Source organism: Arthrobacter sp. Z4-13 (assembly GCF_054792705.1).
Genome location: NZ_CP096459.1, coordinates 3920404 through 3937025 on the forward strand (window position 1 = coordinate 3920404; position 16622 = coordinate 3937025).

Here is a 16622-nt window from a genome sequence, read left to right on the forward strand (position 1 = left end):
ATGCCCACGGCCCGGGCCTGAAGCCCGCGGCTCAGGCGGCGCCGTACCGCACGGCCGCCCGCGCCCGCGCCTTGGCCGCCTCTTCGTCCCGGTCCTTGGGCGGGGCCTGCGTCACCAGCGCATCCAGAAGGTGCTGGGTGATGTGGGCGATCTCATGGACCGCCTCCTCGAAGGCTTCCTGGTTGGCCCTGGACGGTTTGGTGCTCCCGCTGACCTTACGCACGTACTGCAGCGCTGCGGCGTGCACTTCCTCGGACGTGGCGTGGGGTTCGAAGTTGTGAAGGGTTCGGATATTCCGGCACATAGAGCCATGCTAGGCTCTGGATCGCCTGGGATCGACCCCTCCGCAAATGCTTCAGGGCACCTGTCCATGGGGAGCACGGCATGGGCAGGGGTGCCCATCGACACTGTTTTAAGCGCCGGGGTAGGTTTTAGGCAATGGATCTTCCGGATGAGCCGGGGGGCCGCTGGGGATGCCGACCTAATTCGGATCCACGATTCTTACGAGGAGAAACTGATGGCTATTTGGGGTGCAGACGTTCAGCAGCTTCGTCAGCTGGGCAGCAAGCTTCAGGCGGGTGCGTCTGAAATAGAGACGCAGAAGTCCACTCTCACCAAGGTTCTGAGCAGCACCAACTGGGAGGGCCCCGATGCGGATAAGTTCCGCAACGAGTGGTCCGGAACCCACACCACCATGCTCACCAAGGTGGCGGAAGCGCTTAAGGAAGCCGGCGATAAAGCCAGGCGCAACGCCGAAGAGCAGGACCAGGCTTCCCGCTAACCACTGCGGCTGCGGGTACTCCCGCGGGAGCCGAAGCACTGCCGGTAAGGCCCGGGCGCCCTCAAGGTGTCCGGGCCTTTCGCGTCCGCCGTGGCTTGGGGCCCTCCTTTTAGCCGCCGCAGAGGTGACCGCCCGCAGCGGTAACGCCCCGCCCCTAAGGGACGGGTTCGACGTCGTTCGCGTGCTCCAGCGGCGACGCCGCCTTGGATGCCTCCACGGCCTCTCCGGCGGGCCCGGCCGCGGGGCTCCGCAGTTCATCGAGCCGGACCAGGATGACACCGCCCACAATGAGGACACCGCCCAGGAGCTGAATGGCACCGGGCAGCTCCCCCAGCAGCAACCAGGCCCAGAGCACGGCGAAGAGGACCTCGGTCAGCGACACAAAGGACGCCACCTTGGAGCCCAGGGCGCGGGCGCCGATAATGCCCGAGACATAAGCCAGGACCGTTGCCAGGATCACCAGCCCGCCCAGCGACACCCACCAAGGGGTGAGCCAGGGCCCAAGCTTCGTGTCCGCAGCGCTGAAGGCCATAGGCAGAAAGCCGGTCGCTGCGGCAAGCCACATCACGGCGGCACCAACCAAGAGGCCGCCCGAGGCCAGCACTATGGGCGGCAGGGAGTCGTTCTCCTTTGCGGTGATGAAGAAGTAGATGGCCAGGCAGACCGCCGCGGCGAAACCCCACATGACGCCGACCCGATCCACCTTAACGGCACCGGTAAGGTCCAGGACCAGCACCAGGCCGCCGAGTGAGAGCAGGGTTCCGCCGAACGTCAGCGCGCGGGGGCGCTTCCGGCTGGCCGCCCACAGCCACAGCACGATCAGGACGGGCGCCAGGTATTCCAGGAGCAGGGCAACCCCAACGGACAGCCGGGCCACGGCGTTGAAGTAGAACAGCTGGCATGCCGCGACGCCGATCAGGCCAAACAGCAGGATGGTCAGCCAGTTGTCCCGCAGCTGGTGCCAGCGGCCGCGCAGCGCCGGGATGGCGGGGACTGCGAGGATCAGAGCGGCGCCCGTCAGCCGGACGGTGACTGCTGCCCCGGGCGACCAGCCGGTTTCCAGCAAGGCCTTGGCAAAAGAGCCGGAAAGTCCGAAGACTGCGGAGGAAAACAGCGCCATGCCGAGTCCGGAGGCCAGGAATCCGCGGCGCGGCGTACCGGCCCGGATGCTTTCAACGTGGTTGGTGGCGGCAGGCACCGTCGCCTCCTGTCAGGAGTAAAGTGGGGTGATGGTCATGACAGTACGCCCCATGCTCGTAAGGAGTCAAGATGACTTTTGCCCCTGACACCGAGGTGGCGCTTCGCACCGTCGTTAATCTCATCAATTCCGCAGCAAATGGACGGGAGGAGCTGGCCTCGCAGCAAGACCTGGACGGCTTCCTTGCGGCGGAAGGATTTAGGGGTTCCAGAACCCGGGACGCAGCGGAGCTGGCCAGCGTCCGGGAACTGCGGCAGCAGCTCACGGCCCTGTGGACTGCCGATGAGGACGCCGCCGTGGCTATCGTGAACGGGCTGCTGCGGAGGGCGAACGCCCTGCCCAAGCTGGTTAAGCACGACGAGTGGGACTGGCACCTGCACGCCACCACTCCCGAGGCCCCATTGGCGGACCGGATGAGCACCGAGGCGGCGATGGCCCTGGCGGATGTCATCAGGGGCAAGGAGATGGACAGGCTGCGCACCTGCGAGGCCGACGATTGCGACGCGGCCGTGCTGGACCTCAGCCGGAACCGGTCCAGGAGGTACTGCGATACCGGCAACTGCGCCAACCGGGCGCATGTGGCTGCCTATCGCGCGCGGCAGGCGGCAGGGACCCGGGAGCGCAGCGGCACCGAGGGCGCGTAGGGCTTAGCGGCGCAGCGGCATCGAGGGCGCAGCGGACGGTCCCCCGGATGGTCAGCGGTCCGCAGAACCCTCGGGGCTGTCGTCGGTCGCTGCCGGGTTCTGGGCGCCCGGCGCACCAAGGCCATGGGACGGCTTTTTCGCCGAGCTGAGATTGACGCCGGAGCCCTTGCCTAAGTACTCGGCGTTCTCCTTATGGCTCATGGACAGCATGGCCGCTATCACCAGGGTGACGATGAACGCGATGCCGGCGGCGGTGAAGGCCAGATCGAAACGGGGGGCCCGCGCGCTGCCGCCGGAGGCGAAAATCACGACGGCGACGAAGGCGATCACGGCCCAAAATGCGGAGAACATCAGCGGGCCCTTCACCGAAGTCCGCATCTTGCGCGGATTTCCTGGTTGCTGGTCTGCCACGGTGATTCCTCCCTGCAGGCGGCGAGTGGCCGGCCTGGCTCAATGTCTTTCGGTGGTGCGCCGGCTTTCTTCTACGAGAAGTAGAACCGGGCACCCTCCTAGTTTACGGGTTTCCCGCTTCGCCGCGGGCATCGTGCCGGATGGTCAGTCCGGCGATGGCCCAGAGCACACCGGAGATGATGGCCCCGCCACCGGCAACGCCCAGCAGTGCATGAGCCCCGAGGCTGATGAAAAAGGGCAGGATGACGGCAGTACCGAGGCCGATAATGCCCGAGGCGATCCAGTCCCTGGCCAACACATGCCGGCCCCGGAATTTCAGCCCGCAGGTCAGCTCGAGGGCCCCCGCTACGCCCAAACCGAGGGCGGCAATCACACCAAACAGCAGGTCCGCGTGCAGCACTATCAGCGCAAACCCGGCACCGGCAAGCACGGACCCGGCGGCGGAAAGCATCTTGCCCGCCGTACTGTCACGCGCGAAACCCGTCGCCGGAATGCCCCACATCAGGAGGAGTCCAGTTGCCAGCAGGTAGAGCCCGCCGGACCAGCCCATCACCTCCACGGACGGCGCCGCCCAGAAGATGGTCACAATTCCAAACACCAGGGCCACCGCAGAACGGAGCAGCACCGGCTTCCACAGTTCAGCCATAGGGGCCGTTCCGGAAGCAGTGCCTGCGGGAGTTTTCGGTTTGGTCACCGGTCCAGTTTAGTGGGGGTCCGGCCTAGGTCGAACCCAGCACCATCCAGCGGTCGGACCGGGCGCGGGCGCCCAGGGTGACGGCGCGCGCCGCCATGTAACCAAGGGCGAAGGCTGCCCACAACCAAGCCAGCCCCGCCGCGCCGCCTGCGCCTGTCAGGGCTACGGCGATCAGCAGCGGCGCGTACACGGCGAGGTTCACCACACCTGCGAGCGCCAGGTATTTGGCGTCGCCGGCACCGATCAACACCCCGTCCAGCACAAAGACATAGCCGGCGACGGGCTGGCCGGCGGCAAGGATCCACAATGCGACGGCCAGGGCCGAGTGCACATCGGGATCGGGCGTGAAGAGGGAGCCCGCCCAGGGCGCGGCAATCGCCAGCAGCACCCCGGTAACCGTCCCAAAGCCGAGTCCCCAGCGGGTCATGGTCCCGGTCAGGAGCCGCGCCCTTGCGGGGTTCGAGGCACCGAGCTCCTTGCCGATCAGTGCCTGCGCGGCTATGGCCAGGGCGTCCAGGGCGAAGGCCAGGAACGAAAAGATGGTCATGGCCAGCTGATGGGCAGCGAGGTTGACCGGCCCCTGTGCGGTGACCACAACCACCGTCGCCAGGATTGCCACCCGCAGGCTGAGGGTCCGCAGCATCAGCCAGGACCCAACCCGCGTCATGCTCCTTATGCCGCGCCAGCTCGGCAGGAGGCTGACGCCGTTGCGCCGGGCATTCCGCTTCACCATCACCAGGTAGACGGCGGCCATGGCCCATTGGGCAAGGCTCGTACCCACGGCGGAACCGGTAACGGACCAGCCCAGGCCGTAGACGAGCCACAGGTTCAGGACGATGTTCAGGCCAAACCCGGCCGTGGCCACCACCAGCGGCGTCCGGGTGTCCTGCAGGCCGCGGAGGAGGCCGGTGCCGGCAAAGATGAGCAGCATTGCCACCAGTCCCGGCATCGACCAGCGAAGGTAGTCGACGGCGAAAGCGCGCACCTCGCCTTCCGCCCCCAGGAGGCCGATCAGCGGGTCGGCGGCCAGGAAGCCGGCCACGGCCAAAACGGTGCCGAGCAGCAGTGCCAGCCAGACGCCGTCGCGCCCGGCCGCCAGGGCCTTGCCCAGCTGGCCGTCACCGATGGCACGTGCCACGGCGGGGGTAGTGGAATAGGCCAGGAAGACCATCAGGCCAACGACGGTATGCAGCACGGCCGACGCCAGTCCCACCCCCGCCAGCTGTGCGACGCCAAGGTGTCCCACAATGGCCGAATCAGCCAGCAGGAACAGCGGTTCGGCGACGAGCGCACCGAAAGCCGGGACAGCCAGCCGGAGGATTTCGCGGGCATGTCCCTTTGGTGGCGCGGCCGGCGCCGGGGCAGGTGATTGGGGCACCCAGCCAGCCTAATGCGCCGCCTGGATCTGACCGCGGCTGCATGACAAAGACCACATTATGACGCCAATAGTTGACTCTTCAACTATTGGCGGGGAGACTTAAGTCCTATGAACCAGTCACGTCTTACCACCACCGCCATTACCGCCCTCCGAATCATCCTGGGTTTCCTCTTTGCAGCCCACGGCTGGCAGAAGTTCAGCGAATGGACCATCGCAGGCACGCAGGCTTCGTTCGCCAAGATGGGAGTTCCGGCAGCTGAGCTTGCCGCACCGGCCGTGGCCGTACTGGAACTGGCCGGCGGAATCGCCCTGATCCTCGGCATCCTCACCCGCGTGGTCGCGGCACTCCTGGCACTCGATATGCTGGGCGCCCTGTTCCTTGTCCACGCCTCCGCCGGCGTGTTCGCCGCGAACGGCGGCTACGAACTGGTGCTGCTCCTCGCGGCGGCAGCCTTCTCCCTGGCACTCACCGGCGCAGGCCGCCTCTCGGTGGACCGCGCCCTCTTTGGCCGCAACAACTCAAAGCTGGCCGTGCTGGCCTAACCAACTCATCCGGCCTCAGCCGGGAACCGCACGATGGCGGATGGGCACCTGGGTGCGCATCCGCCGTCGTGCGTTAAGGCAGTCCTTCCAAGGCCGCGGGCCGGAACCAGCCACCTTTCGGGGAGGCCGGAGAACAAACCAGAACATTCGGTACCAGAAGCTCACGGGAAAGTTGGGAAAACGCTTGCCAGCGCCCTTCACGAGCTGATAAACAATTGAGTGCTGCAGTGAGAGCTGCATCACCCCTCCCAGGTCTCAGCCACCCCGAATCACCCGGAAGCCCTCAAGCCCGTAACTTCGCCCCAGTTTGCGACCTATGTTCTTGAATCGTTCCAATCCCCGTGGGTACAGCTTTGCCACCGCTCATCGAAGGAGATGTCCGTGACTACACCCCCGCAAGTGACACCGCTGCCCCAGGAAGCACCCCCACCCCGCCGGCGCCGGCTTCCTGCCGGGGCGAAAGCAGTTACAGCCGCCGTGGCTTCCGCTGCCATCGCCTTCACCGGACTCCCCGCAGTCCAGGCCGATACCGCCCTGCCGCCCGTGGGAAGCGGCTTCAAGTTCGACTTCGGCCCCGGAGCCGTGGCAGAAGGTTTCACGGCGGTAGCTGCCGGCACGCAGTATTCCGCGGGCACCAGGTTCGGCTTTACCGATACTGCCGTCACCTCCGGCGTGGACCGCGGGACGGATGACGCGTTGCGGTCGGACTTTGTGCAGGCCCAGGGGAGCTCCTTCCTGGTAGACCTGCCCAACGGTGACTACACCGTAAAGCTCATCGCCGGCGACGCCGCCGAAGCCACGAACATCGCCATCACAGCGGAGAGAATGGCCAAGGTCCAAGTAACCGACAAGCCGGCCGGCCAGTACCTGGAAATGGAATTCCCCATCTCGCTGGTGGACGGCCAGCTCAACCTCGACTTCACCGGCACAGCGGCCAGGATCAACTCCCTGGTGATCGCGGCCCGCGCTCCCCGCACCGCCACCACGGACCCCGGCGTCTATCTCGCCGGTGACTCAACGGTGCAAACCTACGACCCCGGTTTTGCGCCCCAGGCCGGGTGGGGCCAGATGATCGACCGCTACTTCGATGACAGCGTTTCCTTCAAGAACCACGCCATCGGCGGCCGGAGCTCCAAGAACTTCATCAGCCAGGGCCGCCTGGACGAGATCCTGCGTGTCATCAACCCCGGCGACTACCTGCTGGTCCAGTTCGGCCATAACGATGCCACCATCGGCGTTGACGACCGCTATGCCTCCCCCGCCGACTACAAGGAATACCTCCGGACGTACGTGAACGGTGCGCGCCAGCGTGGGGCAACCCCTGTGCTGGTGACCCCCGTGGGCCGCCGGGACTACGACGAAGCCACCGGTAAGTTCCGGGTCAGCTTTCCCGAGTACGTGGCCAAGATGCAGGAACTGGCCGCGGAGGAAAACGTGGCATTGGTGGACCTCTCCGCCTCGAGCCGCGCCTACTACGACGCGATCGGCCCGGAGGACACCAAGTCCGTGTTCCTCCACGTCGATGCCGGCGTCTACCCCGGCCGGCCCACCGGCACGGTGGACAACACCCACTTCCAGGAATACGGCGCCATCCAGATCGCACGCCTGGTGGCCGGCGGAGTAAAGCAGCTCAGCGTTCCGCTGGCCGCGCGCGTGAAGGAAGTCGCGCCGCCGTCGTCCGTTCCCGCCAAGCCCCAGGGCCTGGTGGCGGGCAGCGTCTCCAACGCCGGGGCGCTCCTCAAGTGGCAGCCGGTGGACGGCGCGGATATCTACAAGGTGTACCGCAAACTGGCGTCCGAACCGGACAGCGCCTACAAGCTCACCACCACCGCCACTGTCCCCACCGCCAACCTGGCCGGGCTGGCCGAAGGCACCGCCTACAGCGTCCGCGTCGCAGCCATGAACGGCAAGGGTCTCTCCGAGCCCAGCGACACCCTCACCGTGACCACCAAACAGGCGAAGTACAAGTTCGACTTCGGGCCGGTGGGAGCACCGCTTGAGGCCGGCTACACCGAGGTTAACCGGACCATGGCCTACGCCCCGGAGCGGGGCTTCGGCTTCAAGGACATCTCCGTGCTCAGCGACCGGGACCGCGGAGCGGTTACCAGCAACCTGCTGCGCGACTTCGTCCTCAGCGGCTCCAGCTTCGAATTCCAGCTGGACGTCCCCAACGGCACCTACGCCCTGAAGACCTACCACAGCGACTGGATCGGCTCCACGCGGACCGATGTGGCCGCCGAGGGCACTCCCTTCGGCCAGGTGTCCTCCAGCAGGGCATCCTCGGCCACCAAGATCATCAACCAGGTCCTGGTCTCCGACGGCCAGCTGAACCTGGCCATCAGCGGCTCCGGCCAGCGGCTCAACGGGCTGGAGGTCACCCCGCTCCTGGTGGGCCCCACCAACCTGCACACCTCGGCGGTTGACGCCGCGGCCGAGCCGCCCACCGTGGACCTCGCGTGGGACGCCGTGGCAGACGCTGCCGGCTACAAGGTGTTCCGCCAGGCCTCCTTCGAAGCTGAACCGCAGCTCATTGCCGAAAACGTCAGCGCCGCTTCCTTCCAGGACACCACGGCCTTCGCGGGCCTGAAGTACAAGTACTTCGTCACGGCGCTGGACAGCACAGGACTGGAATCTGTCCCTTCCAACACGGTGGAGACCGCCCTGGTGGATCCCAACACCCCCGTTCCTGCGGCCACCGGCAAGGTGGACGTGAAGGCGGTGGAGAAGACCAGTGTCACGCTCAAGTGGCAGAGGGTCTCCGGCGCGGACGCCTACCAGGTCTACCGGTCCACCTCCCCCGATGGCCCCTTTGACTACGTGGGCCGCGCCACCGAGGTGAACTACACCGACTACACCGTGCTGACCACCATCAAGTACTACTACCGCGTCACCACCCTGAACAAGGGCGGTGAATCCGTGCCCTCACCTATGGTGGGGACGGAAAAGGTCACGGTGGTCAACCGCCAGATGGAGAAGCTGGACCGCGCCCCCGTGGCCCTGCTGACCAGTGACGGCGTGCGCGTCGGCTGGCGGATGCTGGGCCTGGATCCGGAGCAGGTTGGCTTCCATGTAATCCGCGACGGCGTCCAGCTCACCGACGAGCCGATCCGCAGCAGCACGACGTTCCTGGATCCCACCGGCACAGCGGCCTCCACCTATGCCATCAAGACCGTAGGCAACGGCGGGGACCAGCTCACCGCCGGGTTCACACCGCTGGCCCAGGACTACCTTGCCATCAAGCTGGACAAGCCGGCAGACGATTACACCAAGGACGGCCAGCCCTACAGCTACTCCGCCGGGGACTCCAGCGTGGCGGACCTGGACGGCGACGGGACCTACGAGGTCCTTCAGATGTGGTCACCGTCCAACTCCAAGGACAACTCGCAGGCCGGCTACACGGGCACTGTCTACGTCGATGCCTACAAGATGGACGGCACCAAACTCTGGCGCATCAACATGGGCCCGAACATCCGGGCAGGAGCCCACTACACCCAGGTGCTCGCTTACGACTTCAACGGCGACGGCAAGGCTGAGATCGCCATGAAGACGGCGGACGGCACACGGGATGCCGCCGGCACGGTGATCGGCAACCCGAGCGCCGACCACCGCAACAGCAGCGGCTACGTGCTGACCGGTGATGAATTCCTGACCGTCTTCCACGGCGCCACCGGCACTGTGATGGACACGGTGAAGTACGATCCGCCGCGCGGCGACGTGGGGGCCTGGGGAGACACCTACGGCAACCGCGTGGACCGCTTCCTGGGAGCCGTGGCCTACCTGGACGGTGAGCACCCCTCCATGATGTTCAGCCGCGGCTACTACACCCGTGCCGTGCTGGCCACCTACGATCTGGTGGGCGGCAAAATCGTCAAGCGCTGGGTCTTCGATTCGGATGCTGCCGGTGCACAGTACCGGAGCCAGGGCAACCACAACCTGTCCGTCGCGGATGTTGACGCCGACGGCAAGGACGAGTTCGTCTTCGGGTCCATGACCATCGACGACAACGGCAAACCGCTGTACAACACCGGCCTCGGCCACGGCGACGCCATCCACACCAGCGACTTCGATCCGTCCCGCCCGGGGTTGGAGACCTTTGCCGCCCACGAGGACCTGGGTTCAAGCGGAAACAAGGGAGCAACGTTCCGGGACTCACGGACAGGCGAAGTGCTCTGGAGCATCCCGGCCACCAAGGACACCGGACGGGCTGCGGCCGGAGACATCGACCCCCGCCACCCGGGTGCCGAAGGCTGGGCCATCGGCGGCGACGCCGCCTGGAACTCCCCTGTAGGTGAACTCCGCTCGGCCAAGGGCCAGCTGATCGCCAACAACATCCCTGCCGCCAACTTCCTGGCCTGGTGGGACGGCGACCTGCTGCGCGAAATCGTGGACCACGACTGGAACGCCGCAGCCAACACCGGCACGCCCAGCATCGCCAAGTGGAACTGGGAAACGGAGTCCAGCGACCGGCTGCTGACAGCCACCGGTGCCAAGACCAACAACAGCACCAAGGGAAATCCCGCCATCCAGGCGGACCTCCTGGGTGACTGGCGTGAAGAACTGGCGTGGCCTTCGGCGGACAGCACGGAGTTGCGGATCTACACCACCTCCGCTTCCACCGACGTCCGGCTCCGTACGCTGATGCATGATCCGGTGTACCGCCTCTCGGTTGCGCGCGAGAACATCGCCTACAACCAGCCGCCGCACCCCGGCTTCTTCATCGGCGAGGGCATGGAGCTTCCGGCCCAGCCGGACATCGTGTACACCCGCGCCGGTTAGGCTGCCGCGGCCGCACTCCCCTGATCAAGCGATGCCCCGTCCGCCACTTGGCGGGCGGGGCACTGCTGTTGGCGCCAATGTTGCAGGTCCAACTGCTGGGTAACCAAGCGGCGTCAGTAAGATCGCACCATGACTGAGACCGGCACCTCCAACTCCGTGACCCTCCGCTTCCTGGCCGCCCCCATGGACGTGGGGCACAGCGGCTCCGTGGACGCCGGAACCGTCCTGGAGTGGGTGGACAAGGCCGCCTACGCTGCCGCCGTGGGCTGGGCCAAGTCCTACTGCGTCACCGCCTACGTGGGGAACATCCACTTCGCCGACCCGGTCAACAGCGGCGACATGGTGGAGGTGGAGGCGACCATCGTCTACACCGGCAGGTCCTCGATGCACATCAGGACCGTGGTGTCCTCGGGGGATCCCAAGGGCGGCCCGGCCACCATGCGCAGCCAATGCATGGTGATCTTTGTGGCCGTGGGGGAGGACGGAAGACCCATTCCGGTCAAGCAGTTTGAGCCCGTAACAGCTGAAGAGATCGAGCAGCGGGACCATGCCCTGGCGCGCGTCAGGATCCGCGAGCAGATCGTAGAAGCTATGAACCGCCAGGAATATACCGATGCGGGTACGGCGGAGCGCGTCACCCTGCGTTTTATGGCTGCTCCTACGGACGTGAACTGGGGCGGAAAAGTCCACGGCGGCATTGTAATGAAGTGGATTGACGAAGCCGCCTACGTCTGTGCGTCCCGCTATTGCGGGATGGACACGGTGGCCGTGTTCTCGGGCGGCGTCCGGTTTTACCGCCCGCTGCTGATCGGCCACGTCGTGGAGGTTGAGGCCCGCCTCGTGTACACGGGCACGAAGGGCATGCACGTCGCCGTTCATGTCCGGTCCGGCGATCCGAAGGGCGGCGGGCTGAACCTCACCACCTACTGCCTCACCGTCATGGTGGCTCGCGACGACGAAGGCAACTCCGTTCCCATCCCCGCCTGGGCGCCTGCCAGCGAGGAGGACAAGAGGCTCCACGCCCATGCCCGCGAACTGCTGGAAATCAGGGGGACGGCGCCGGGGAACCGGCTGCCGAACCACCTGCTGGCACAGGGCTGAAGGTCAGGGGCCAAAAGGCTCCAGGCGGACGGCCCCGGGACGGGCGTAGCCCTAGAAGCCTCCGCCGCCGGCGTCGGCCGCCATGTTGGCAAAGCGGGAGTAGTGCCCCTGGAAGGCCACCACGATGTCCTTGGTGGGACCGTTACGGTGCTTGGCAATGAGGATATCCGCCTCGCCGGCGCGCGGGGATTCCTTGTCGTAGACATCCTCGCGGTGGAGCAGGATGACCATGTCGGCGTCCTGCTCAATGGATCCGGATTCGCGAAGGTCAGAAACCATGGGCCGCTTGTCAGAGCGCTGTTCCGAACCACGGTTCAGCTGCGACAGGGCAATGACGGGGACCTGGAGTTCCTTGGCCAGCAGCTTCAGGGCACGGGAGAACTCCGAGACCTCCTGCTGGCGCGACTCCACCTTTTTGCCGGAGCTCATCAGCTGCAGGTAGTCGAGGATAACGAGCTTAAGATCGTGCTGCTGCTTCAACCGCCGGCACTTGGCACGGATTTCCATCAGGGACATGTTGGGGCTGTCATCGATAAACAGCGGGGCGTCATTCATCCGGCCCATGGTGGTGGCGATCTTGGACCACTGCTCGTCCTTGATGGTTCCCTTGCGGAGGTCCTGCAGGCCGATGGTTGCCTCCGCCGAAAGCAGGCGCATGGCAATCTCGTTCCGGCCCATTTCGAGCGAGAACATCACGGTGGCCAGGTTGTTCTTGATTGCCGCGGAGCGGGCAAAGTCCAGGGCGAAAGTGGACTTGCCCACCGCGGGCCGGGCTGCGATGACAATCATCTGGCCGGGGTGGAGGCCGTGCGTGAGCTCGTCCAGCTCGTAGAAGCCGGTGGGAACGCCGGTCATGCCCTCGCCGCGGTGGCCGGACGCCTCAATTTCGTCCACCGTGGACTCCATCACGTCCTTGAGCACCACGTAATCCTCCGCGGTGCGCCGCTCAGCCACCGCATAGACCTCAGCCTGGGCCTGGTTAACCAGGTCCTCCACCTCGCCGTCCGAGCCGTAGCCCAGTTGCACAATCTTGGTGCCGGCATTCACCAGGCGCCGGAGGACCGCGCGTTCAGCAACGATTTCGGCGTAATACCCGGCGTTGGCTGCGGTGGGAACAGTCTGGATCAGCTCGTGCAGGTAGGCAGGGCCGCCGATCCGGTTGATCTCGGCGCGCTTGGTGAGTTCATCGGAGACCGTGACGGCGTCAGCCGGTTCACCGCGGCCGTAGAGGTCGATGATGGCTTCATAGATGGTTTCATGCGCAGGCCGGTAGAAGTCCTGGCCGCGGAGGATCTCCACGACGTCGGCAATGGCGTCCTTGGACAACATCATGCCGCCCAGGACAGATTGTTCGGCGGGAATATCCTGTGGAGGCTTCCGGCTCACGTCCGATCCGCGGGTGGCCTCGATCGGGTCCAGATGCGCTACTGACAAAGCTGCCGTCCTCCACTGTGTACCGGGGACCAAAAGTACCCGGTGGCTAACCATCCTGCTAAAGGCGTTGCGCCTCAAAAGCTGCGCTCCGCCACCTGTCCAGGTTTACCGGCGGGGTCTGACAATCCTGCGCTGCCCGCACGTGCGCGGGCTATCACCGGAGTTATCCCCACTATCCACAGGTTTTCCACATTGGGCCGTCACTGGGGTTGGGAGCGGTCCGCCCTGAACACTCCCGACGCCCTTATAAGGGCCGTCCGAGGCGCCGAGGAACAGGTACCCCGCTACGCTAGCCGCCTTAGGTTCAGCCGCAAAGCCAGCATGCCGGAAGGGGTGTGGATAACCTGTGCAGTACCGGGCATAGCTTGTGCACAGCCTGTGGGGAAAGCTGTGGAAACTAAAAAACTTTGTGGCTGCTAACGGCTCTGACCTGCGGAAACGTCCGGGCGGGCATGTGGAGGAGATATTTCTTTTGGGGAATTTCATCCACAGCCGGCCGTCGCGGACCTGGTGGGCGAGGCAGGCTTCGGGAGACCGTAGCGGACAGAGCCGGCGCCATTGTGGCAGTCCTCATATTCCGCTCCGCTGATGTGGCGCGGTCCTGGGCCCACCTCCATGCACTATGCCGAATATTGCTGTGGATAACCGGGATCTGGCATAAGCTCTATGCATGGGCGAACTACTGCTGGTGCTGTTGCCCGCGATCGTTTTGGTGGCGCTCATTTGGGGTCTTTTCACAGCCCTGAGCCCGCGCGATTCGGGCATGTCTGATGCCGAAAAATACCAGCGCGACCTGGCGGCGCGTTCGGCACAGCACTACGCGGCCCAGGTCCAGGCTGCCACCGCTGCCCGCGCCCGCCTGGAACGGAGTACCAAGCCCAGCCAGAACGCTGCCCAGGCAAAGCAATCGGATCTGGCTGCCGCCAGGAAGCACATAGAACGGCTTTAGACAATGGAATCGCTTGTGGCCCCTGTCCTTATCCTCCTCGCAGTGATCGCGGGAGTAACGCTGGCTGCCCGCGCCGTCAGCAGGCGGAAGGCCGCCCGCAGGGCCGAACCGGCGGACCCGGCTGTTACCCCCTCTGAGCTGGCGCGGACGGCCTCGGCCAGGCTTTCGGAGGAAGAGCACCGCAGGCTTTATGCCCTGATCGCCCAGGGACAGGCCATGGCGGCCATCAAGCTCTACTACGAGAGCACGGGAGAGGGCCTGCGGGCGTCCCGGGACGCCGTCGGGGCGCTGGCAGCCCATCCCCAGCCCTACCGGGGCGCGGAGGCTGCCCCTGCCGCTGCTGAGGACGACGAGGACGAAGAACCGCAACGTTTCCCGTACCGCTACCGGGCAATTGCAAGCAAGGGCGATGTGACGCGTGAAGTCAGCAGCAATATGCTCAATGACGAGATCTACGGCAGAATCCGCACGCTGGCCCGGAGCGGGGACACCGAAGCTGCGGCCAACGCCCTGACGCGGCATTCGGACATCAGCCTGAAGCAGGCAAGGGAATTCATCGAACTACTCGATGACTGACCCGCGGGTGCTGTTCTTCCCGGAACAGCACAGCATCCCCGGGCCCCGGACCTAGAAGTCGAACATCTCCCCGAGCCAGCCTTCCTTCTTTTTATGCCGCCGCCGGTCGTGGTCCCGGTCGTATTCCTGCTTGCCGTACCGGCGGTCGTCGTAGCCGCGCTGCTCCCGGCGCGGTTCGAAGTTGGGATACAGCGGCGGGGGTGCCATTCCCGGAGCCGGGGTTGAAGGACGCGCCGGGGCGGGGCCAGGCATCATATCTGCCGCGCGGTCCAGGATCTTGTCCAGCTCCCCGCGGTCGAGCCACACGCCCCTGCACTGGGGGCAGTAGTCAATCTCCACCCCGCCGCGTTCGGTCATCATCAGTTCCACGGAATCCACAGGACATTTCATGCCCACATAACGTGCGGCCCCGCCTGAAAGTTCGGCATGGCCGGTTCAACGCATTCCCGAGATGCCCGCCATAAGCTGTTCGAAGGGCAGGGACTCCAGTGGGGCAGGCTTCCGCCCCGGCTGCGGTCCTTCCAGCAGGCGCGTAAATTCACCGGCTGCCCGGTTGACGCGCTCTGCAAGGCCGGAGCCGCCGTCGTCCATCGTGCCCCAGTCCTGGGGTCCGGCGAAAACGCCTGTGGCGGCCATCCGGGTGCGGAGGTAGCTGAACAGCGGCCGCATGGCGTAGTCCAGGACCATCTGGTGGCGGTCCGTGCCGCCGGTTGCGCCGAGCAGGACGGCTTTGCCGTCAAGTGACTTGGGGTCCAGGACGTCAATGAACGACTTGAAGAGGCCGCTGTAGGACGCACTGAAAACGGGCGTTACGGCGATGATTCCGTCCGACGCTTCCACGCCTGCAATGACCTCAGCGAGGCGGGGGGCGGCATAGCCGGTAACAAAATTGTTGGCGATGTCTACGGCAAGGTGGCGGAGTTCGACGACGTCCACCTGCACGCTGAATCCCGCGGCGCCCAGTTGCCGCTCAGCAGCGGCCGCCAGCTGGTCAGCCAGCAGGCGGCTCGACGACGGTACGCCGAGTCCGGCAGAAAGGACTGTGATGCGGCGGGTCTCCATGGCATTCTCCTGTTGCTCGTTCATTCGATCATACATGCATATGCATCTACCTTCTGAACGGTGCGGGCTCCCGGAGTATTCCCGCAATGTGCGTTCAGAGCAGCACTGATCCCCGGATGCACGTGGTGCAATGTCCACCTACCCAGATGTCGCCGCCTTCCGCCATGACGTGCACGCGCCCGGCCCGGCCCAGCGCGGTTCCCTGCGCGGCTACGTACTCGTCTGGAGCCCTGTTGCTGTTGATGAGCCACTGCGCCACGCCAGCGTTGAAACTGCCGGTGACCGGGTCCTCCATGGAATCACCGGGGAGGAAGGTACGCACTTCGTAGTCCGCATCGGCCCCTGGCCCGTGGGCTCCTACAACCCCCACTTTCAGCCCGCCCATGGCTGCAAAGTCGGGCTGGATCGCCAGAACCTGCTCCGCGGAGCCGAGCAGCACGCCGATCCATTCAGGACCATTGACCAGCCATGACGCATCCAGAATGTCGGCTTGGGGAACCCGCAGGCCGGCGGCCAGTTGGCTACGAACCTCCGCCTCAACCGGACCGAAGCGGGTAAGGGGCGGGGCAGCGAAGGCCAGCCGGCCGGCGTCGTGCTTCACCCGCACCAGCCCAACACCGCACTCCTGCACCACGAAGCCCTGCGATTTGGGCACTCCCCCGGACTCCAGCCAGGCGTGCGCCGAACCCAGTGTGGGATGGCCGGCGAACGGAAACTCCTCGGTACCCGTGAAGATGCGCACGCGGTAGTCTGCGCGGGGGTCTGCCGGGGGCAGCAGGAAGGTGGTTTCGGACAAGTTGGTCCAGTTTGCGAACTGCTGCATCTCCTCCGAGGTCAGTCCCTCGGCATCCACGACGACGGCGAGCGGGTTACCGCGGTATGGCTCGGCGGAGAAGACGTCGACCTGATGGAAGGGGCGGCTGCGCGGGGAAGTTGAACTCACCGCTGCAGGCTATCACCGGTACTGCACAGCCCTGACCGTCCCGCGAGATAGCATTTGGCCGCGGTCCGAAGGGCCAACACTGCTCCCAAATGTCATCTCGGCGTGGCCGCGCGCAGACAAAAGACCCCCGCC

The 16622-nt window shown here is 65.6% G+C and carries 16 protein-coding genes; 7 read left to right on the forward strand and 9 right to left on the reverse strand.

Annotated elements, in window-relative coordinates; genetic code table 11:
- Nucleotides 1-31: 31 nt before the first annotated feature.
- Nucleotides 32-304, reverse strand: a complete 273-nt coding sequence (locus M1E07_RS19970; RefSeq protein WP_461188337.1) for a DUF2277 domain-containing protein — start codon at nt 302-304, stop codon at nt 32-34.
- Between the two features lie 213 nt (nt 305-517).
- On the opposite strand from M1E07_RS19970, the gene M1E07_RS19975 reads away from it, so the two are divergent.
- Complete coding sequence (locus M1E07_RS19975) at nt 518-781, forward strand: WXG100 family type VII secretion target (protein ID WP_256247244.1); 264 nt, start codon at nt 518-520, stop codon at nt 779-781.
- Between the two features lie 154 nt (nt 782-935).
- On the opposite strand, the gene M1E07_RS19980 is transcribed toward M1E07_RS19975, so the two are convergent.
- Complete coding sequence (locus tag M1E07_RS19980; protein ID WP_461188338.1) at nt 936-1979, reverse strand: EamA family transporter; 1044 nt, start codon at nt 1977-1979, stop codon at nt 936-938.
- 71 nt (nt 1980-2050) lie between these two features.
- Between M1E07_RS19980 and M1E07_RS19985 the strand changes: the two genes are divergently transcribed.
- Nucleotides 2051-2623, forward strand: coding sequence for a CGNR zinc finger domain-containing protein (locus tag M1E07_RS19985; RefSeq protein WP_461188339.1), 573 nt, complete (start codon nt 2051-2053; stop codon nt 2621-2623).
- 51 nt (nt 2624-2674) lie between these two features.
- On the opposite strand, the gene M1E07_RS19990 is transcribed toward M1E07_RS19985, so the two are convergent.
- The 3 genes from M1E07_RS19990 to M1E07_RS20000 all read right to left on the reverse strand — a co-directional run bounded on the left by M1E07_RS19990 (nt 2675) and on the right by M1E07_RS20000 (nt 5106).
- Nucleotides 2675-3034: a hypothetical protein gene (locus M1E07_RS19990; protein WP_461188340.1), complete on the reverse strand. Its 360-nt coding sequence runs from the start codon at nt 3032-3034 to the stop codon at nt 2675-2677.
- Between the two features lie 103 nt (nt 3035-3137).
- The gene (locus tag M1E07_RS19995; RefSeq protein ID WP_461188341.1) at nt 3138-3728 is read right to left on the reverse strand and encodes a hypothetical protein; all 591 of its coding nucleotides are present in this window, start codon (nt 3726-3728) and stop codon (nt 3138-3140) included.
- 25 nt (nt 3729-3753) lie between these two features.
- A complete protein-coding gene (locus tag M1E07_RS20000) occupies nt 3754-5106 on the reverse strand; it encodes an MATE family efflux transporter (RefSeq protein ID WP_461188342.1) in 1353 nt (450 codons plus the stop codon).
- 108 nt (nt 5107-5214) lie between these two features.
- Here M1E07_RS20000 and M1E07_RS20005 point away from each other — a divergent pair, with 108 nt between their 5' ends.
- The 3 genes from M1E07_RS20005 (at nt 5215) to M1E07_RS20015 (ending at nt 11526) form a co-directional block, all read left to right on the forward strand.
- Nucleotides 5215-5649, forward strand: coding sequence for a DoxX family protein (locus M1E07_RS20005; RefSeq protein WP_461188343.1), 435 nt, complete (start codon nt 5215-5217; stop codon nt 5647-5649).
- Between the two features lie 375 nt (nt 5650-6024).
- Nucleotides 6025-10425 (forward strand): rhamnogalacturonan lyase family protein, encoded by a 4401-nt coding sequence (locus M1E07_RS20010; RefSeq protein WP_461188344.1) that lies wholly within the window; start codon nt 6025-6027, stop codon nt 10423-10425.
- Nucleotides 10426-10554: 129 nt separating this feature from the next.
- Complete coding sequence (locus M1E07_RS20015; protein WP_461188345.1) at nt 10555-11526, forward strand: acyl-CoA thioesterase; 972 nt, start codon at nt 10555-10557, stop codon at nt 11524-11526.
- A gap of 51 nt (nt 11527-11577) precedes the next feature.
- Here M1E07_RS20015 and dnaB read toward each other — a convergent pair whose 3' ends face one another.
- Nucleotides 11578-12960, reverse strand: a complete 1383-nt coding sequence (gene dnaB / locus M1E07_RS20020; RefSeq protein ID WP_461188346.1) for a replicative DNA helicase — start codon at nt 12958-12960, stop codon at nt 11578-11580.
- Between the two features lie 670 nt (nt 12961-13630).
- Between dnaB and M1E07_RS20025 the strand changes: the two genes are divergently transcribed.
- Both M1E07_RS20025 and M1E07_RS20030 read left to right on the forward strand, forming a co-directional pair.
- Nucleotides 13631-13909: a hypothetical protein gene (locus M1E07_RS20025; RefSeq protein ID WP_461188347.1), complete on the forward strand. Its 279-nt coding sequence runs from the start codon at nt 13631-13633 to the stop codon at nt 13907-13909.
- Between the two features lie 3 nt (nt 13910-13912).
- Nucleotides 13913-14485 carry a hypothetical protein gene (locus tag M1E07_RS20030; RefSeq protein ID WP_461188348.1) on the forward strand — a complete coding sequence of 191 codons (573 nt, stop codon included), beginning with the start codon at nt 13913-13915 and terminating at the stop codon, nt 14483-14485.
- 51 nt (nt 14486-14536) lie between these two features.
- Here the strand turns inward: M1E07_RS20030 and M1E07_RS20035 are convergent, their stop codons facing one another.
- The 3 genes from M1E07_RS20035 to M1E07_RS20045 all read right to left on the reverse strand — a co-directional run bounded on the left by M1E07_RS20035 (nt 14537) and on the right by M1E07_RS20045 (nt 16490).
- Nucleotides 14537-14863: a TFIIB-type zinc ribbon-containing protein gene (locus M1E07_RS20035; protein WP_461188349.1), complete on the reverse strand. Its 327-nt coding sequence runs from the start codon at nt 14861-14863 to the stop codon at nt 14537-14539.
- Nucleotides 14864-14920: 57 nt separating this feature from the next.
- The gene (locus tag M1E07_RS20040; RefSeq protein WP_461190450.1) at nt 14921-15547 is read right to left on the reverse strand and encodes an FMN reductase; all 627 of its coding nucleotides are present in this window, start codon (nt 15545-15547) and stop codon (nt 14921-14923) included.
- Nucleotides 15548-15641: 94 nt separating this feature from the next.
- Nucleotides 15642-16490 carry a PhzF family phenazine biosynthesis protein gene (locus M1E07_RS20045; RefSeq protein WP_461188350.1) on the reverse strand — a complete coding sequence of 283 codons (849 nt, stop codon included), beginning with the start codon at nt 16488-16490 and terminating at the stop codon, nt 15642-15644.
- Nucleotides 16491-16622 lie beyond the last annotated feature (132 nt).

What these genes read in the sequence shown, in the direction of transcription:
- M1E07_RS19985 (WP_461188339.1), top strand. Translation starts at nt 2,051, where the DNA reads ATGACTTTTGCCCCTGACACCGAGGTGGCGCTTCGCACCGTCGTTAAT.
- M1E07_RS19970 (WP_461188337.1), bottom strand. Translation starts at nt 304, where the DNA reads ATGTGCCGGAATATCCGAACCCTTCACAACTTCGAACCCCACGCCACG.
- M1E07_RS20010 (WP_461188344.1), top strand. Translation starts at nt 6,025, where the DNA reads ATGTCCGTGACTACACCCCCGCAAGTGACACCGCTGCCCCAGGAAGCA.
- M1E07_RS20025 (WP_461188347.1), top strand. Translation starts at nt 13,631, where the DNA reads ATGGGCGAACTACTGCTGGTGCTGTTGCCCGCGATCGTTTTGGTGGCG.
- M1E07_RS20030 (WP_461188348.1), top strand. Translation starts at nt 13,913, where the DNA reads ATGGAATCGCTTGTGGCCCCTGTCCTTATCCTCCTCGCAGTGATCGCG.
- M1E07_RS19975 (WP_256247244.1), top strand. Translation starts at nt 518, where the DNA reads ATGGCTATTTGGGGTGCAGACGTTCAGCAGCTTCGTCAGCTGGGCAGC.
- M1E07_RS20005 (WP_461188343.1), top strand. Translation starts at nt 5,215, where the DNA reads ATGAACCAGTCACGTCTTACCACCACCGCCATTACCGCCCTCCGAATC.
- M1E07_RS20040 (WP_461190450.1), bottom strand. Translation starts at nt 15,547, where the DNA reads ATGGAGACCCGCCGCATCACAGTCCTTTCTGCCGGACTCGGCGTACCG.
- M1E07_RS20015 (WP_461188345.1), top strand. Translation starts at nt 10,555, where the DNA reads ATGACTGAGACCGGCACCTCCAACTCCGTGACCCTCCGCTTCCTGGCC.